The following is a 16664-nucleotide window of genomic DNA, read 5'->3' as shown; positions in this document are numbered from 1 at the left end:
CTGGTGGGAACTTGAATTCCGCACCAGTTAAATAGCTTAAACTGATATTTTAGCAATTCTTCCTTGTTCAATATAGACGAGAAGAATTGAAATATCGGCTGGATTAACTCCGGATATACGAGACGCTTGCGCTATGGATAAAGGTCTAACTTCATTCAGTACGCTTTTAGCTTCTGTTGCGATACCAGATATTGCATCATAATCAATGTTGTCAGGTATTCTTTTGTTCTCCAGTTTTTTCATTTTCTCTACTTGTTGCAATGACTTTTCAATATAACCTTCATATTTAATGAAAATTTCAACCTGTTCTTTCACTTCCTCGGAAACCGTTTCCGTAGGAGGGACGATTCTTTCCACTTGGCTATACTTTATTTCAGGGCGTTTCAGAAGATCAGCTGCCTTCATTGGTTCTCTTAGTTCAGAACCACCCGTTTCACGTATAATCTCTTGTACGTGACTGTCAGGTTTTATCGATATTTTCCGAAGTCTTTTTATTTCATCTTCAATTTGTTGCTTCTTTAAAACGTGTGCATCATGTCGTTCTTCAGTAATCAGCCCAATTTGATAGCCAATTTCGGTCAAACGCATATCGGCGTTGTCATGACGCAACAAAAGTCGATACTCCGCACGTGATGTAAGAAGTCGATATGGCTCACTTGTCCCTTTTGTAACAAGGTCATCAATGAGAACACCTATATATGCATCAGCACGTCCCAGGACACGTTCTTCTTTTCCTAAAGCACGGGAAGCCGCATTGATACCAGCCATAATCCCTTGCCCTGCAGCTTCTTCGTAGCCGGATGTGCCGTTAAGCTGACCAGCAGTATATAAATTTCGAATTCTTTTTGTTTCAAGTGTTGGCCAAAGTTGCGTAGGAACGATTGCATCATACTCAATCGCATAACCCGCACGCATCATCTCCGCGTTTTCAAGTCCCGGTACGCTTGCGATCAATTGCTTCTGAACGTGTTCCGGCAAGCTCGTTGATAATCCTTGGACATACACTTCTTTGGTATTACGGCCTTCCGGTTCAAGGAAGATTTGGTGACGTGACTTATCTGCAAAACGAACGATTTTATCTTCAATGGACGGGCAATAACGTGGCCCTTTCCCTTTGATCATCCCTGAATACATTGGGGACAAGTGGAGGTTTTCATTAATTAGTTCATGTGTTCTCGGTGACGTATATGTTAGCCAGCATGGCAATTGGTCCGTGATGAATTCAGTTGTTTCATAACTGAATGCCCATGCTGTATCATCCCCAGGCTGGATTTCAGTTTTACTATAATCAATCGTTCTGCTGTTGACACGCGGTGGCGTACCCGTTTTAAATCTCACCATGTCAAAGCCAAGTTCACGAATATTATCTGCAAGTTTGATTGAAGGCATTTGGTTATTCGGTCCACTGGAGTATTTCAAGTCGCCAATAATAACTTCACCACGCAGGAATGTTCCAGTTGTAATAATAACTGTCTTCGCACGGTAGACGGCACCAACTTGTGTAATTACTCCTTTAATTTCTTCATCTTCCACAATCAATTCTTCCACAACACCTTGATGAAGTGTCAGATTTTCCTGTTCTTCCAGAAGACGTTTCATTTCTGATTGGTAAAGGACTTTATCGGCTTGCGCACGAAGTGCACGTACTGCTGGTCCTTTTCCTGTATTCAACATCCGCATTTGGATATGTGTTTTGTCGATCACTTTCCCCATTGCGCCACCAAGTGCATCAATTTCACGTACGACAATCCCTTTAGCAGGACCACCGAGTGATGGGTTACATGGCATAAAGGCAATCATATCTAGATTCATTGTAAGTACAAGCGTCGTTGCACCCATTTTAGCAGCGGATAATGCCGCCTCTACTCCGGCATGACCGGCTCCTATAACAATGACATCGAACGTGCCAGCTTCAAATTTGGGCATGTTCTATTCCTTCCTTCTATTTTTTATTTTCCGAGGCAAAACTGAGAGAAAAGTTCATTGATTAAACCGTCTTGGACCGTATCCCCGATAATTTCTCCGAGAATCTCCCAAGTTCTAGTGACATCAATTTGAATCATATCGACTGGAACGCCTGCTTCTGCAGCCGCGAGTGCGTCTTCAATTGTGGCACGTGCGTTGTGCAACAGTGCGATATGTCTTGCGTTTGAAACGTATGTGAAATCGCCTGACTCAAGATTTCCTTCGAAAAAGAGTCCAGCAATTGCTTCTTCCAATTCATCCACCCCTTCGTCTTTCAAAAGGGAGGTTGTGACGACTTTGCCTGTTCCGGCATGTTCCATCACTTTTTGCATATCAATTCTTTGCGGAAGATCGGTTTTGTTAATAACAAAAATCGTATCCATTCCTTTTACCGTTTCAAAAAGGCGTTCATCTTCTATAGAAAGCTCTTCAGAACTGTTTAGTACAAGCAGAATTAAATCTGCTTCTTTCAACACTTTCCTGGATCTTTCGACGCCGATTCGTTCCACGATGTCTTCCGTTTCTCTGATTCCGGCTGTATCAACAAGACGAAGTGGAACACCCCGTACATTAACGTACTCTTCAATAATATCACGCGTTGTCCCTGCTATGTCAGTTACAATCGCTTTATTTTCTTGAATGATGCTATTTAGCAAGGAGGACTTCCCTACGTTTGGCCTTCCAATGATAACTGTAGACAGGCCTTCTCGAAGAATTTTCCCTTGGGATGAAGTAAGTAACAACTTATCAATTTCATTTCTCACCCATGTACTTTTTTCAATCATAAGCGGAATTGTCATTTCTTCGACATCATCGTATTCAGGGTAATCAATATTTACTTCAACTTGCGCTAACGTTTCGATAAGCGCTTGTCTTAATTCCCCGATCAATCGTGAAAGCTTACCTTCCATCTGATTGAGCGCAACATCCATTGCCCGATCTGTCTTCGAACGGATTAAGTCCATGACCGCTTCCGCTTGTGATAGGTCGACACGACCATTAAGAAATGCCCGTTTTGTAAATTCTCCCGGTTCAGCAAGACGAGCGCCTTCTTTTAGAACAAGTCTTAGAACACGAGTAACCGCGACGATTCCGCCGTGGCAATTTATTTCAATTACATCTTCACGGGTAAATGTTTTTGGCGCTTTCATAAGAGAAACCATTACTTCTTCAATCGTTTCATTTGTTCCCGGATCAATTAAATGTCCGTAATGAATTGTATGTGATGATTCTTCTTTCAGCCTCTTGCCGGACGGCGAACGAAATATTTGATCCGCAATTTGGACAGCTTCATCCCCACTTAACCTGACGATGGCAATTGCGCCTTCCCCCATTGGAGTGGAAATGGCGGCTATTGTATCAAAATGCATGAAATTCACCTTCCTGGCTTGGTTACGCACATGTGGATAACCTATTTCGGACACGACTATCTAACATAATATATTATCACAAATCCGCTCATTCTCATAGCGCTGTAAGTGTTTTTTTGTGGATAAGTGTTTTCGAAATTAAAACGAATCCATGAAAAAGTCCCGCAGAGACAGGATCCGTCTTTTGCGGGACTTTATTTTATTATCTAACTGATTCAATGACAAGATACCTGTAAGGATCAACACCTTCTGAATATGTTTCAATATCCAATCGTCTTGATAAAGCATTATGAATTACTTTTCTCTCATAGGAAGCCATTGGCTCGAGTTGTACTTTTCGACCTGTTCGGACTGCTTTGTCGGCCATGCGATCTGCCAATTGTTCAAGTGATTGTTCGCGCCGCTCCCGGTAATCCCCTACATCCACCCGGACAACTTTGAATTGACTGGATGACTTATTCGTGACTAATTGCGCTAATTGTTGAATTGCGTTTAAAGTTTGCCCGCGCTTACCTATAAGTAGCGCAGCTTTTGCACTTTCCATATGGAAAGTGACATATTTGCCTTCAATTACATGATTTACTTGAATATCATCTATACCCATTGCAGTCGCAACCTTTGTCAAATAGTGCTTCGTCTCATCGACGGCTATTTCATCAGGAAGTCCTTCAACTTGTACTTTTTCTATTTCAATAGCAGATTTACCAATGGATTCATCGGTAGTAAGTTCCATATCGGTCAGCAGAACATCCTTTATAGGGTTTGCTTCCTCGAACAATGTCACTTTTTCAGGGACGGAAGGTTCTTCAACATTTATAATGGTTACGGCCACTTCAGCCTCTTTTACACCGAAACCAAGAAAACCTTTTTTTCCCTGATTGATCACTTCGACTTCTACTTCATCCCGCGTAACTCCAAGTGCTGTTAATGCCGATGAAATCGCTATTTCAACAGTGGCTCCCCTTCGCGTCATCCTTGTCATTTCCGTTTCCCTCCCACTTTTACAGGTTCCACTTCTTTTTTCTTAAATGGTTTGTAAATGAAGATATTTTGGATGATTGAAATGATATTACCGATTACCCAATAAAGTGAAAGTGCTGCCGGCAAGAATGCACCAAAGATCATAATCATGAACGGCATAATGTACATCATTACTTTCATCTGGGGGTTGTCCATTGCAGGACCAGTACGCAGAACGATGAACTGCATGGCTCCAGCTAAAATTGAAAGTGTAATACTTGGCGCTGCAAGTTCAAACCACATAAAGTTCCCAATATCATAGGTTACATTCATTCGGCTGATAGCGTGATAGAAGCCGAAAAGAATTGGCATTTGAATGAGAACTGGCAAACAGCCTGCAACAGGATTGATTTTTCGTTCTGACATGAGTTTTTGCGTTTCTTCACGGTACTTTTGTTGAGTGACCGCATCTTTGGATTTGAATTTCTCTTTTAGAGCTTTCAGTTCGGGTTGTATTTCCTGCATCCGTTTTGAACTCTGTGTCTGTTTGATCATTAATGGAAGCAAGACAAGTCGGATGATGATCGTAACCGCAACAATTCCGTAACCGTATGTTCCGAGTAACTCTTTGAATGTCGTTATTAAAGAAACTAACGGCCAAACGACAAATTTATTCCAAAACCCTTCACTGTCCTCGTAAATAGGTTGTTGGAACTCCGAACATCCCGCAAGAAATACCGACAATGCTGTCAGTATGAGGATTAACGCTAATTTCTTTTTCAAATCAGTTCCCCCAAATCTTATCTTATTCAATTAGATAGCCTATTGGCCAATAATTTCAGTTTATCATGTCCATTGGTTTCCTTCTACTTCTTCTTTAACACTTTTGAAATACGTAAGACATGTTGTAAACTTTTCTTCGTTTCGTGAAAGTCTAATGTGGCAGCCTGATGTCTGGCGATGATGACATAATCCATGTCATTTCGCAATTCATCTTTCATTTCCAAGAAGGATTGTCTTAAATACCGCTTAATCCTATTTCGGGCCACTGCATTGCCTACCTTTTTACTGACTGATAAACCAATCCTAAATTCGGACTGGTCTTCCTTCCTATAGGAATACACAACGAATTGCCGATTGGCAAACGACTTCCCTTTTTTAAATACTTCTTGAAATTCTTCATTTTTCTTTATCCTTTGACGTTTGTTCATCTATTCCACCTGCTCCGTCATCTATGATTATAGTTCTTCATTATAAACAAGAAAAAAGACCACTGAATGTCAGTGGCCTTATGCTGATAGCACTTTTCTTCCTTTACGACGACGAGCTGCAAGAATTCTGCGTCCGCTTTTCGTGCTCATTCTCTCACGGAAACCGTGAACTTTACTACGCTTACGTTTATTTGGTTGGTAAGTACGTTTCATCTTTTAAGACACCTCCTGCATTGATTGTCCTTTAATTGCTGTGACAGTCTTGAATAGTATATCGGTTTTCCATCACAAAAGTCAACCTTTTTTTATTCAACAGAGATTCTGCCTAATTATATCTATTGATTTTTGTCCCGGAAGTTATCCACGGTTTCTCTAGGCCATAGAGAAGTTGAGTGTTGATAGTTTTTCAGGACATATTTTTATGCACACTTCTTATCGACAGCTTTTTCACATATTAATGCCTGTGGATAAAGGTTTCATCCACATCTGTACATGCTGTGGATAAGGTTTAAGACTCCTTGTAATCCATCGTTTTTCCTGTTACAATGAATTGTATTTGTTGTGCACATATTTTTATAACGATTTTGTTATCCACAGTTGTTAATACATTGTGGATACTTTTTTCAACACTTTTGTATGAAAGTTATCCACGTAAGTGGAAACTGTGTATAATACATATCTTCAGGCTTTTTATTTACACTGCAAAGGAGGCACACGTTTGGAACATTTGGAAGAACTATGGATTGAAGTATTATCAAAAGTGGAACAGAAAATTTCAAGGCCCAGTTTCGAAACTTGGTTGAAGTCCACGAAGCTAATGTCCTACGGCGAAGAGAATGTCACCATCGCAGCACCCAATTCATTCGCTAAAGATTGGCTGGAAAACCACTACGTACATCTAATTACTGGAATTCTATCGGAACTGACCGGAGAAGACCGGATCATTCAGTTTGTCGTCCCTAAAAATATGGAAGAAAATGATTTTATGCTTCCCAAACCTACTGTTAAACCAATAGAAAAGGTTCCACTAACCTCAGCTCCAGGTATGCTTAATCTAAAGTATACATTCGATACTTTCGTCATCGGTTCAGGTAACCGTTTTGCCCACGCAGCATCGCTCGCTGTGGCTGAAGCCCCTGCAAAAGCTTATAATCCACTGTTTATCTATGGTGGTGTCGGGCTTGGAAAAACTCACTTAATGCATGCAATCGGTCATTATGTGCTTGAACAAAATCCATCGGCAAAAGTTATGTATTTATCGTCTGAAAAATTCACGAATGAATTCATCAACTCCATTCGCGATAACAAGGCCGTTGAATTCCGAGATCGATACCGGAGTGTGGACGTGCTCTTAATTGATGATATTCAATTCCTAGCCGGAAAAGAACAAACACAAGAAGAATTCTTCCATACGTTCAATACTCTCCACGAAGAGTCAAAACAGATTGTCATTTCAAGTGACCGTCCTCCAAAAGAGATACCAACCCTTGAAGACAGGCTCAGATCCCGCTTTGAATGGGGTCTTATTACAGATATAGCTCCTCCGGATTTGGAAACACGGATTGCAATTTTGCGCAAAAAAGCGAAAGCTGATGGGCTTATTGATATCCCGAATGAGGTTATGCTATACATTGCAAACCAGATAGATTCAAACATACGTGAACTTGAAGGCGCACTTATACGTGTTGTTGCCTATTCATCTTTGGTTAATTCGGATATTAATACGGATCTTGCTGCTGAGGCATTAAAAGATATCATTCCCAATTCCCGACCGCGTGTAGTAACGATTCTCGATATTCAAAAAGCTGTTGGAGAGCATTTCAATATTCGATTAGAGGATTTCACAGCCAAGAAAAGAACCCGGGCAATTGCATTTCCAAGACAAGTTGCCATGTTTCTATCCAGAGAACTTACGGACTTTTCCTTGCCTAAAATCGGATCTGAATTCGGAGGTCGTGATCATTCAACTGTTATTCATGCACATGAGAAAATCAGGAAAATGTTGAAAGAAGAACAAGCGCTTCAACAGGATGTTCAAGATATTCGTAATGTGCTTGGCAGAGGATGAGTTGTGGACAACGTAGAATAGAGAATACAAAACTTGCACATGTTATACACATGTGCAAAACGTTCGAGCAACTAAGGAAAAGAGACTTATAAACATATCCACAGGCCCTACTACTATTACTACTATCTATTAATAACTAATAATATATATACTAAGCGAGGTTACAGAATGAAATTTGAGATTATGAGAGACAAGCTGCTTGACGGATTAAGCGATGTAATGAAAGCCATAAGTCATAAAGTAGCGATCCCGATTTTGACAGGTATCAAAATTGAAGTGGACGAAAAAGGAATGACTTTAACAGGTAGCGATTCTGATATAACGATTTGTACATTCATACCTGTTGAAGATAACGGGGAACAAATTATTCAAGTCATGGAGAAAGGCAGTATTGTGCTGCAAGCTAAAGTTTTTAGCGAAATTGTACGAAAACTCCCGACGAATGACGTAACCATCCAAGTGACTAATGGGCTTCAAACACATATTCAATCAGGGAAGTCGGAATTCCATCTAATTGGATTAGATCCGGAAGACTATCCGATACTGCCAAATGTAAAAGATGAGTATATGTTTTCATTGCCTGCAGATTTAATGAAATCCATCATTCGTGAAACGGTTTTCGCGGTTTCTCAACAAGAAACAAGACCAATTTTGACAGGGGTTCACTGGGAAGCGAAAGATGGAGGACTTGCTTGTGTCGCTACAGATAGCCACCGATTGGCAAGAAGATTGACAATTCCAGAAGAAATGCCGGAAGTTCCATTCAGTGTAGTTATCCCAGGTAAAAGTCTACAAGAATTAAATAAAATTCTTCCTGACAATGCTGAACTAGTGGAAATTGTTATTGCCGATCAACAAGTTTTATTCAAAACACGTGGTGTATTATTTTATTCACGTTTACTTGAAGGCAATTACCCAGATACTTCACGACTGATCCCTTTGGAATACAAAACATCGGTGACGGTGAATGGGAAACTTCTTCTACAAGCGATTGATCGGGCATCACTGCTCGCACGAGAAGAAAGGAATAACATTGTCCGCTTCTCAGCAGATGAAGGGAAAGTCATCGAAATCTCTTCGAATTCTCCTGAAGTGGGGAAAGTTGAAGAATTGGTAGAAGCAATCGGAGTAATAGGCGAAGGACTGAATATCTCATTTAGTGCCAAATATATGATGGATGCATTGAAAGCAATCGATGGGCAGGATGTAACCATTCAATTTACAGGGGCGATGCGCCCATTCATCTTGAAATCGGTTGACGACGACTCGATTCTGCAATTAATACTCCCTGTAAGGACATACTGATTTTTGAAGGATAGTCACTAATTTGACTATCCTTTTTACTTACGGTCGAAAATCAGCTAAAATAGAAGGATAAACTAACTGACGAAGGGTTGAGAAGCATTGGAAAATGTAACGATCGATACAGAATATATAACACTTGGACAATTATTAAAGATGACTGACTTAATCAGTTCCGGCGGCATGTCCAAATGGTTCCTAGAAGAAAACATTGTTTATGTCAACGGTGAGGAGGAACAGCGCCGAGGAAAGAAACTCCGTGACGGAGATATTATCAAAATCCCTGATGTAGGCACATATAAAGTAATTGGACAATTAGACGGTCAAACGGATGCATATTGAACGTCTGGCACTAACTGATTACCGGAATTATGAATCACTCGAACTTTCATTTTCACCGCAAATTAATGTATTAATCGGCGAAAATGCCCAAGGTAAAACAAACATCATGGAAGCGATCTATGTCCTCTCCATGGCAAAATCGCATAGAACATCCAATGATCGTGAATTGATACGTTGGGAACAAGAATATGGTAAACTAGAAGGGGACATACAGCGTAAGTACGGACGACTACCGTTGGAATTAGTTATTTCTAAAAAGGGCAAGAAAGCGCGAGTTAATCATCTTGAACAGAAACGCCTTAGCTTGTACATCGGTCAATTAAATGTCGTCATGTTCGCTCCGGAAGATTTGAATCTTGTAAAGGGCAGTCCCCAGGTGAGAAGACGGTTTCTAGACATGGAAATCGGACAAATTTCGCCAACTTATTTACACGATCTCTTAACATTTCAAAAGATATTGAAACAACGTAATGCCATTTTAAAAGACAATCGGGGTAAATCGATACTCAACGATGTCATGTTTGATATTTATACAGAACAGTATATTCAATTGGCCGTTCAAATTATTCGCAAACGGTTTTATTTTATGGAACTTTTACAGAAATGGGCTGAACCGATCCACCAAGGCATTTCCCGTGGTATCGAATTTCTTAAAGTTTCATATGGAACGCTAAAAGAACTCGATTCCGGACAGACTGTGGAACAGATGCAGTCAATAGTAGGCCAGCGCTTGCTTGAAGTGAGACAACGCGAGCTGGATAGAGGTATGACATTAATTGGACCGCACAGAGATGATCTCCACTTTATTGTCAACGGTTATGACATTCAAACGTATGGATCGCAGGGACAGCAGCGGACAACAGCACTGTCCCTTAAACTTGCGGAAATCGAACTCGTCAAGCAAGAAGTCGGAGAAACACCCATCCTTCTTCTGGATGATGTCTTATCCGAACTTGACGATTACCGACAATCTCATCTTCTAAACACAATTCAAGGAGAAGTGCAGACAATTGTTACTACGACGAACGTAGCGGGAATCGACCATGACACAATTCGCCAAGCAGATATATTTGAAGTAACAGCGGGTGAAGTGGCCAGAAAAGATGATTGACAATTGCAGTAATCCTGTTTTATAAATTCAGGTTATAAAAGTGTTAGACGTTCTGAAAGGAAAGGTGAACAGTTTGGCAATGGAAGAGAAAGATATGCAGATGGCCTATGATGAAAATCAAATCCAAGTCTTAGAAGGATTGGAAGCTGTCCGCAAACGTCCAGGTATGTATATCGGGACAACGAGTTCTAGAGGACTTCACCACTTAGTATGGGAAATTGTTGACAATAGTATTGATGAAGCTCTTGCAGGTTACTGTGACCATATCGAAGTAACGATAGAAAAAGATGATTGGATTTGTGTCGACGATAATGGTCGGGGAATTCCGGTAGGTACTCAGGAGTCAACAGGCAGACCAGCAGTTGAAGTTATTATGACGGTACTTCATGCAGGCGGTAAATTTGGTGGCGGAGGCTATAAAGTTTCGGGCGGTTTGCACGGCGTTGGCGCGTCTGTTGTAAATGCATTGTCCGAGACAACAGAGGTATTCGTTAGACGTGATGGTGAAGTTCATTTCATCGAGTTTCAACGTGGTGCAGTAACCAAAGAACTAAGTGTAATCGGTAAAACTGATGAAACTGGATCAAGAATCCGCTTTAAAGCAGACCCTGAAATCTTTACGGAAACAACAACTTATGAGTATGAAATTTTAGCGCATCGCCTTCGCGAACTTGCGTATCTCAACCGCAGTCTTCGGATCACGATTACAGACAAGCGCAGCGAAGAAGAGCGAAGCGACGTTTATTACTACGAAGGCGGCATCAAGTCATACGTAGAACATTTGAACAAAAACAAAGAGCCTATTCATGATGAACCAATTTTCATTGAAGGTGAAAAAGATGGTATTTCAATTGAAATTGCAATGCAATACAATAGCGGCTACGCAGAGAGTCTGTTTTCATTCGCCAATAACATCAACACATACGAGGGTGGTACGCATGAATCAGGTTTTAAGACAGCCTTGACACGTGTCATCAATGATTATGCACGGAAGAACGGTGTATTGAAAGAAGCCGATCCAAACTTATCAGGCGACGATGTACGTGAAGGATTAACTGCTATTATTTCGATTAAGCACCCTGACCCGCAATTTGAGGGACAGACTAAAACGAAACTCGGTAACTCTGAAGTGAGTACAATTACCAACTCACTATTTTCTGAAGGATTCCAAAGGTTCCTGCTTGAAAATCCGACAACATCGCGTCAAATCATCGATAAAAGTCTCATGGCAGCACGTGCCCGTCTTGCGGCGAAAAATGCGCGTGAATTTACACGCAGAAAGTCTGCACTTGAAGTATCAAGCCTTCCAGGGAAATTGGCGGACTGCTCTTCACGTGATCCAGCTATAAGTGAACTATATATCGTTGAAGGTGACTCGGCCGGTGGTTCTGCTAAAATGGGGCGCGACCGACACTTTCAAGCAATTCTTCCACTTCGAGGCAAAATCTTGAATGTTGAAAAGGCACGTCTAGATCGGATTTTAGGTAACTTGGAAATCCGTGCAATGATTACAGCTCTGGGCACTGGCATCGGAGAAGAATTTGACCTTGCTAAGGCACGTTATCATAAACTTGTTATTATGACTGATGCAGACGTCGATGGTGCCCATATACGTACCCTTCTTTTAACCTTTTTCTTCCGCTTTATGCGACCGCTTATTGAGGCGGGGTATGTGTATATTGCCCAGCCACCTCTTTATCGTGTGAAACAAGGGAAAACTCAGGAGTATTGCTACACTGAGGAAGAACTCCAAGAAATTATTGGACGGCTCCCGGCTATACCTAAACCTGTCATTACACGATATAAGGGTCTAGGAGAAATGGATGCAACACAATTGTGGGATACAACAATGGATCCTGATCAACGTACATTGCTTCAAGTTCATCTTGAAGACGCATTCGACGCGGATTCGACGTTCCAGCAGCTAATGGGAGATGAAGTCGAACCGCGACGTAAATTCATCGAAGAAAATGCAATGTATGTGAAAAATATAGATACCTGATAAGTTAGCTAAATCAAAAGTCAAATGGAACTTGTTTTGTTGAACAAATAAATATAGCGTAAAAGCCTTACAAGGGTTAGCTAAAATTGCTTGGCTTACAGCGGGAGGCATCCCCTTGCGCCACAGTGGATTCATTAGGTAATTTAAGTTTATCGTTACGGATTTATGAGTTGAAAGGAGTCTAATAACATGGCAGATATGCCTCAACGTGGTGTAAAGGGGATTAACATTAGTACAGAAATGAAGACCTCATTTCTCGATTATGCAATGAGTGTCATTGTTTCACGTGCGCTCCCCGATGTGAGGGATGGTTTAAAGCCGGTCCATCGTCGTATTCTGTATGCAATGCAGGATCTTGGAAATACCGCAGATAAACCGCATAAGAAATCTGCACGTATCGTCGGAGACGTTATCGGTAAGTATCACCCCCATGGTGATAGTGCTGTGTACGACACGATGGTTCGGATGGCCCAGGATTTCAACTACCGTTATATGCTCGTCGACGGTCACGGGAATTTTGGTTCAGTAGATGGTGACGGTGCAGCTGCGATGCGTTACACAGAATCACGAATGTCACGTATTGCTATGGAACTTCTTCGCGATATCAATAAAGATACAGTGGATTACCAAGATAACTACGATGGGCAGGAAAGAGAACCGATAGTTCTCCCAAGCCGTTATCCAAATCTGCTTGTCAATGGAACAACCGGTATTGCCGTTGGTATGGCAACAAACATTCCACCACATCATCTTGGAGAAACGATTGATGCTGTCCTGGCGCTGGCTGACAACTCCGCTATTACGACTGAAGAATTGATGGAAATAATACCTGGTCCGGATTTTCCGACAGGCGGGATCATTCTTGGGCGTAGTGGAATCCGAAAAGCTTATGAAACGGGACGGGGTTCAGTCATTATTCGCGGAAGAGTTGAAATTGAACAGCAGTCCAACGGCAAGGAAACAATCCTTGTACATGAATTGCCATTCCAAGTGAATAAGGCACGTCTTATTGAAAAGATTGCTGAACTAGTACGAGATAAGAAAATAGATGGTATTACTGATTTACGGGATGAATCAGATCGAACAGGAATGCGCATTGTTATGGAAGTCAGACGTGATGCAAATGCCAATGTGCTATTGAATAACTTGTACAAACAGACAGCACTGCAGTCAAGCTTTGGTGTCAATATGCTTGCACTGGTCGATGGTCAACCAAAAGTACTTGCACTAAAGGAAATTCTATATCATTATCTTGAACACCAAAAAGTTGTTATCCGCAGACGTACTATGTACGACTTGAAAAAAGCAGAAGATCGCGCACATATACTAGAAGGTCTCCGTATTGCACTAGACAATATCGACCGAATCATTACGCTTATTCGTTCATCGAAAACAACAGATGAGGCAAAAACAGGATTGATGGATCAATTCAATTTATCTGATCGTCAAGCCCAAGCTATTCTTGATATGCGTCTTCAACGATTAACGGGACTTGAACGGGACAAAATTGAAAGTGAATATGAAGCTCTCCTAGTCTTTATGGCTGAAATGCGTGCCATTCTTGCAGATGAATCAAAACTGCTAGAGATTATTCGTGAGGAATTACTTGAAGTGAAAACTCGTTTTGAGGACAAACGCAGAACGGAAATTACACTGGGCGGCGCTGAAATGTTTGAGGATGAAGATCTGATCCCAGTTGAAAACTCGGTATTGACTCTTACACATAATGGTTATATCAAACGTTTACCTGCTAACACTTATCGAAGCCAACGACGCGGCGGCCGTGGAATACAAGGTATGGGCACCAATGATGACGACTTCGTAGAACACCTCTTGAACACGTCCACGCACGATACCATTTTGTTCTTCACGAGCAGAGGACGGGTATTCCGTACGAAAGGCTATCAAGTACCTGAATTTAGCCGGACTGCTAAAGGGTTACCAATCATTAACCTATTAGGTGTCGACAAAGATGAGAAAGTAACAGCAATGATTCCTGTAGATGTATTCGAGAAAGATGATTACTTATTCTTTGCCACTCGTAATGGAGTCGTTAAACGTACACCTATAAATGAATTTGGTAACATCCGTTCAAATGGATTAATTGCACTCACGCTCCGTGGTGATGATGAACTTATTGAAGTCAAATTGACAAGCGGTAAGGAAAACATTGCTATTGGAACGAAAGATGGAATGTTAATTAAATTTAATGAGACTGATATTCGCTCAATGGGTCGTATAGCGGGCGGAGTCCGCGGTATCCGATTACGAACAGGTGATATCGTTGTTGGTATGGATACAGTGGATGAAGGCGATGAAATCTTAGTTGTAACAGAAAAAGGGTTCGGAAAACGGACACCTGAAGAAGATTACCGTATCCAATCACGTGGCGGTTATGGATTAAAAACATTAAATGTAACAGAGCGAAATGGGACACTTGTTTCGATGAAGACAGTAGATGGCACTGAAGATCTCATGCTAATCACAATTCACGGCATTTTGATTCGTATGGATATAGAAGACATTTCTGTTATTGGGCGCAGTACACAAGGAGTTCGTTTAATCCGTTTAGGGGAAGATGAACTTGTTGCGACTGTTGCCAAAGTTGAAAAAGAGGAACTTGAAGAACTAGAGAACGACAACAGTAGTACGGAAGAAGGCACAGCTCCTTCTGAAATACCAGAAGATGAAATATCGTCGCCTATAGAGGATGATGAGTGAAAAAGCTAGAAATAGCAAAAGGTTATTGGAATGGCCAAGTTGGCCATTCCAATAACCTTTTTATTTTTATCGTTTGTTTGAAATATTTAAAGTACAATAGAAATAACTATCTGATGAAAGCGGGTAACATCAATGACAGAAACGTATATAAAAACAAGTGACCTACGTCCAGGTATTATCCTAAGTGAAGATATATTTGTAAATACGAGATACCCGATTGTTAGGAAGGGCACAGAACTCTCCTTAGAGCACTTGGAAGTTTTGAATGCATTTGGCGTGAAAAAAGTAAAAATTCAAGAACGCTTAATCGTTAAAAAAGAAGAAATGCTTGAACACGACAGTGAAGGTACAGTGGATCCAGATGAAATTCTTACGATAACATCTTTGAAGCAGACAGATTTACAAACACAGTATAGTGAAGCTGTCCAAAAGTATAAAAAAGAATTTCTTGGATGGCGTGCAGGCATTCGTCCTGATATAGCAAAAGTCCGTTCAATGGTCATACCTTTATTGGAAAGGTGGAGTGAACAGAAAGGTAAATTAGCAGCTTTAAATGAACATTCAAATCCCGATGACTATATGTATCATCATTCTATAGCCGTAGGGTTACTAGCTTCAGCCATTGGTGCCCAAGTCGGATTCCCCAAAGGGGAGATTTTACAGCTGGGCCTTGCGGGTACGTTAGCCGATTGTGGAATGTCAAAAATTGAAGTGTCAATAACTGAGAAGGCAGTATTCCTTACGAAGGATGAGTTTAATGAAGTGAAAAAACACACAATATACAGCTATCAAATGCTTCAAGATACGCCACTTTTGCGTCATGAAATGAAGTTGGCGATTCTTCAACATCATGAACGTCTGGATGGTAGCGGTTATCCGCGAGGTGATAAGATGAATCAAGTTTCTGTTCATTCACAAATCCTTGCCGTTTCGGACGTCTTTCACGCAATGACATCTGAAAGGATATACAGATCAAAGGAATCACCTTTTAAGGTAATTGAAATGATTAAAGAAGAAGAGTTTGGAAAATTTGATATCAAAGTCGTACAAGCATTACTTGATATAGTAGGGAATCTATCTATTGGAGCAAAAGTACAACTGACAAATGACGTGGTAGGAGAGGTTATATTTGTCCACCGAGATGCGAGACTGCGGCCAATGCTTAAAATAACTGAAGATAATTCTATTTTAGATTTAACAATCAATCGTCATCTAGCTATAGAAAAAGTACTCTAATAGAAGAGAGTACTAAGTTTTTGGATTAGTAGACTCGAAAAACCCTTTAGATAGCGCATTGCAGTACCATTTAAAAAGAAAGTGTAGTTATTTTAAATCTAGCATTGCAATTAACAAGATAAGATGTTATATTTAATAACGTTGCACATCCGACATATTGAAAACAACTTAAAATAAGTTAAAGAAAGTTGTTGACACGGACGACGCAACTTGGTATGATGTAAGAGTTGCCACTGAAACAAGCGGCAAGCAAATAAAGAGGAAAGCAAATTAGTTCCTCGCCAAATGAACCTTGAAAACTGAACAGCAAAACATCAATGAGATATCGCGAGAGTGTGAACGCACTTGAGCAAAACGTTTCGAAGTAAGTCGATTT

General features: G+C 40.8%; 13 protein-coding genes. 7 read left to right on the top strand and 6 right to left on the bottom strand.

The genetic code is table 11. The features are described from left to right. Positions 1 to 36 precede the first annotated feature (36 nt). The 6 genes from mnmG to rpmH form a co-directional block, all read right to left on the bottom strand. Positions 37 to 1926: a tRNA uridine-5-carboxymethylaminomethyl(34) synthesis enzyme MnmG gene (gene mnmG / locus AC1TO6_RS15975; RefSeq protein ID WP_482102617.1), complete on the bottom strand. Its 1890-nt coding sequence runs from the start codon at positions 1924 to 1926 to the stop codon at positions 37 to 39. A 23-nt stretch (positions 1927 to 1949) separates the two neighbouring features. Further along, positions 1950 to 3335 (bottom strand): tRNA uridine-5-carboxymethylaminomethyl(34) synthesis GTPase MnmE, encoded by a 1386-nt coding sequence (gene mnmE, locus AC1TO6_RS15970; protein WP_482102616.1) that lies wholly within the window; start codon positions 3333 to 3335, stop codon positions 1950 to 1952. Between the two features lie 202 nt (positions 3336 to 3537). Beyond that, positions 3538 to 4317 carry an RNA-binding cell elongation regulator Jag/EloR gene (gene jag, locus AC1TO6_RS15965; RefSeq protein WP_482102615.1) on the bottom strand — a complete coding sequence of 260 codons (780 nt, stop codon included), beginning with the start codon at positions 4315 to 4317 and terminating at the stop codon, positions 3538 to 3540. Next, entirely contained in the window at positions 4314 to 5078 is a 765-nt protein-coding gene (gene yidC, locus AC1TO6_RS15960) for a membrane protein insertase YidC (RefSeq protein WP_482102614.1), read from the bottom strand. The genes jag and yidC overlap by 4 nt, the downstream gene beginning before the upstream one ends. Before the next feature lie 83 nt (positions 5079 to 5161). After that, entirely contained in the window at positions 5162 to 5506 is a 345-nt protein-coding gene (gene rnpA, locus AC1TO6_RS15955) for a ribonuclease P protein component (protein WP_482102613.1), read from the bottom strand. A 78-nt stretch (positions 5507 to 5584) separates the two neighbouring features. Beyond that, positions 5585 to 5719, bottom strand: a complete 135-nt coding sequence (gene rpmH / locus AC1TO6_RS15950; RefSeq protein ID WP_067204080.1) for a 50S ribosomal protein L34 — start codon at positions 5717 to 5719, stop codon at positions 5585 to 5587. A gap of 505 nt (positions 5720 to 6224) precedes the next feature. On the opposite strand from rpmH, the gene dnaA reads away from it, so the two are divergent. The 7 genes from dnaA to AC1TO6_RS15915 all read left to right on the top strand — a co-directional run bounded on the left by dnaA (position 6225) and on the right by AC1TO6_RS15915 (position 16288). Then, positions 6225 to 7574: a chromosomal replication initiator protein DnaA gene (gene dnaA / locus AC1TO6_RS15945; protein ID WP_482102612.1), complete on the top strand. Its 1350-nt coding sequence runs from the start codon at positions 6225 to 6227 to the stop codon at positions 7572 to 7574. A 168-nt stretch (positions 7575 to 7742) separates the two neighbouring features. Next, positions 7743 to 8879, top strand: coding sequence for a DNA polymerase III subunit beta (dnaN, locus tag AC1TO6_RS15940; RefSeq protein WP_482102611.1), 1137 nt, complete (start codon positions 7743 to 7745; stop codon positions 8877 to 8879). Between the two features lie 99 nt (positions 8880 to 8978). After that, on the top strand, positions 8979 to 9218 hold the full coding sequence (yaaA, locus tag AC1TO6_RS15935; RefSeq protein WP_482102610.1) for a S4 domain-containing protein YaaA: 240 nt from the start codon (positions 8979 to 8981) through the stop codon (positions 9216 to 9218). Next, positions 9208 to 10329, top strand: coding sequence for a DNA replication/repair protein RecF (gene recF, locus AC1TO6_RS15930; protein ID WP_482102609.1), 1122 nt, complete (start codon positions 9208 to 9210; stop codon positions 10327 to 10329). Before yaaA ends, recF begins: the two co-directional genes overlap by 11 nt. 79 nt (positions 10330 to 10408) lie before the next feature. Next, positions 10409 to 12331 (top strand): DNA topoisomerase (ATP-hydrolyzing) subunit B, encoded by a 1923-nt coding sequence (gyrB, locus tag AC1TO6_RS15925; RefSeq protein WP_482102608.1) that lies wholly within the window; start codon positions 10409 to 10411, stop codon positions 12329 to 12331. 189 nt (positions 12332 to 12520) lie between these two features. Continuing rightward, positions 12521 to 15052, top strand: a complete 2532-nt coding sequence (gyrA, locus tag AC1TO6_RS15920) for a DNA gyrase subunit A (protein WP_482102607.1) — start codon at positions 12521 to 12523, stop codon at positions 15050 to 15052. A 132-nt stretch (positions 15053 to 15184) separates the two neighbouring features. Then, positions 15185 to 16288 (top strand): HD-GYP domain-containing protein, encoded by a 1104-nt coding sequence (locus tag AC1TO6_RS15915; protein ID WP_482102606.1) that lies wholly within the window; start codon positions 15185 to 15187, stop codon positions 16286 to 16288. Positions 16289 to 16664: the final 376 nt, after the last annotated feature.

This window comes from Sporosarcina sp. Y352 (assembly GCF_056786535.1).
This window is presented reverse-complemented; position numbering and strand designations above follow the sequence as displayed.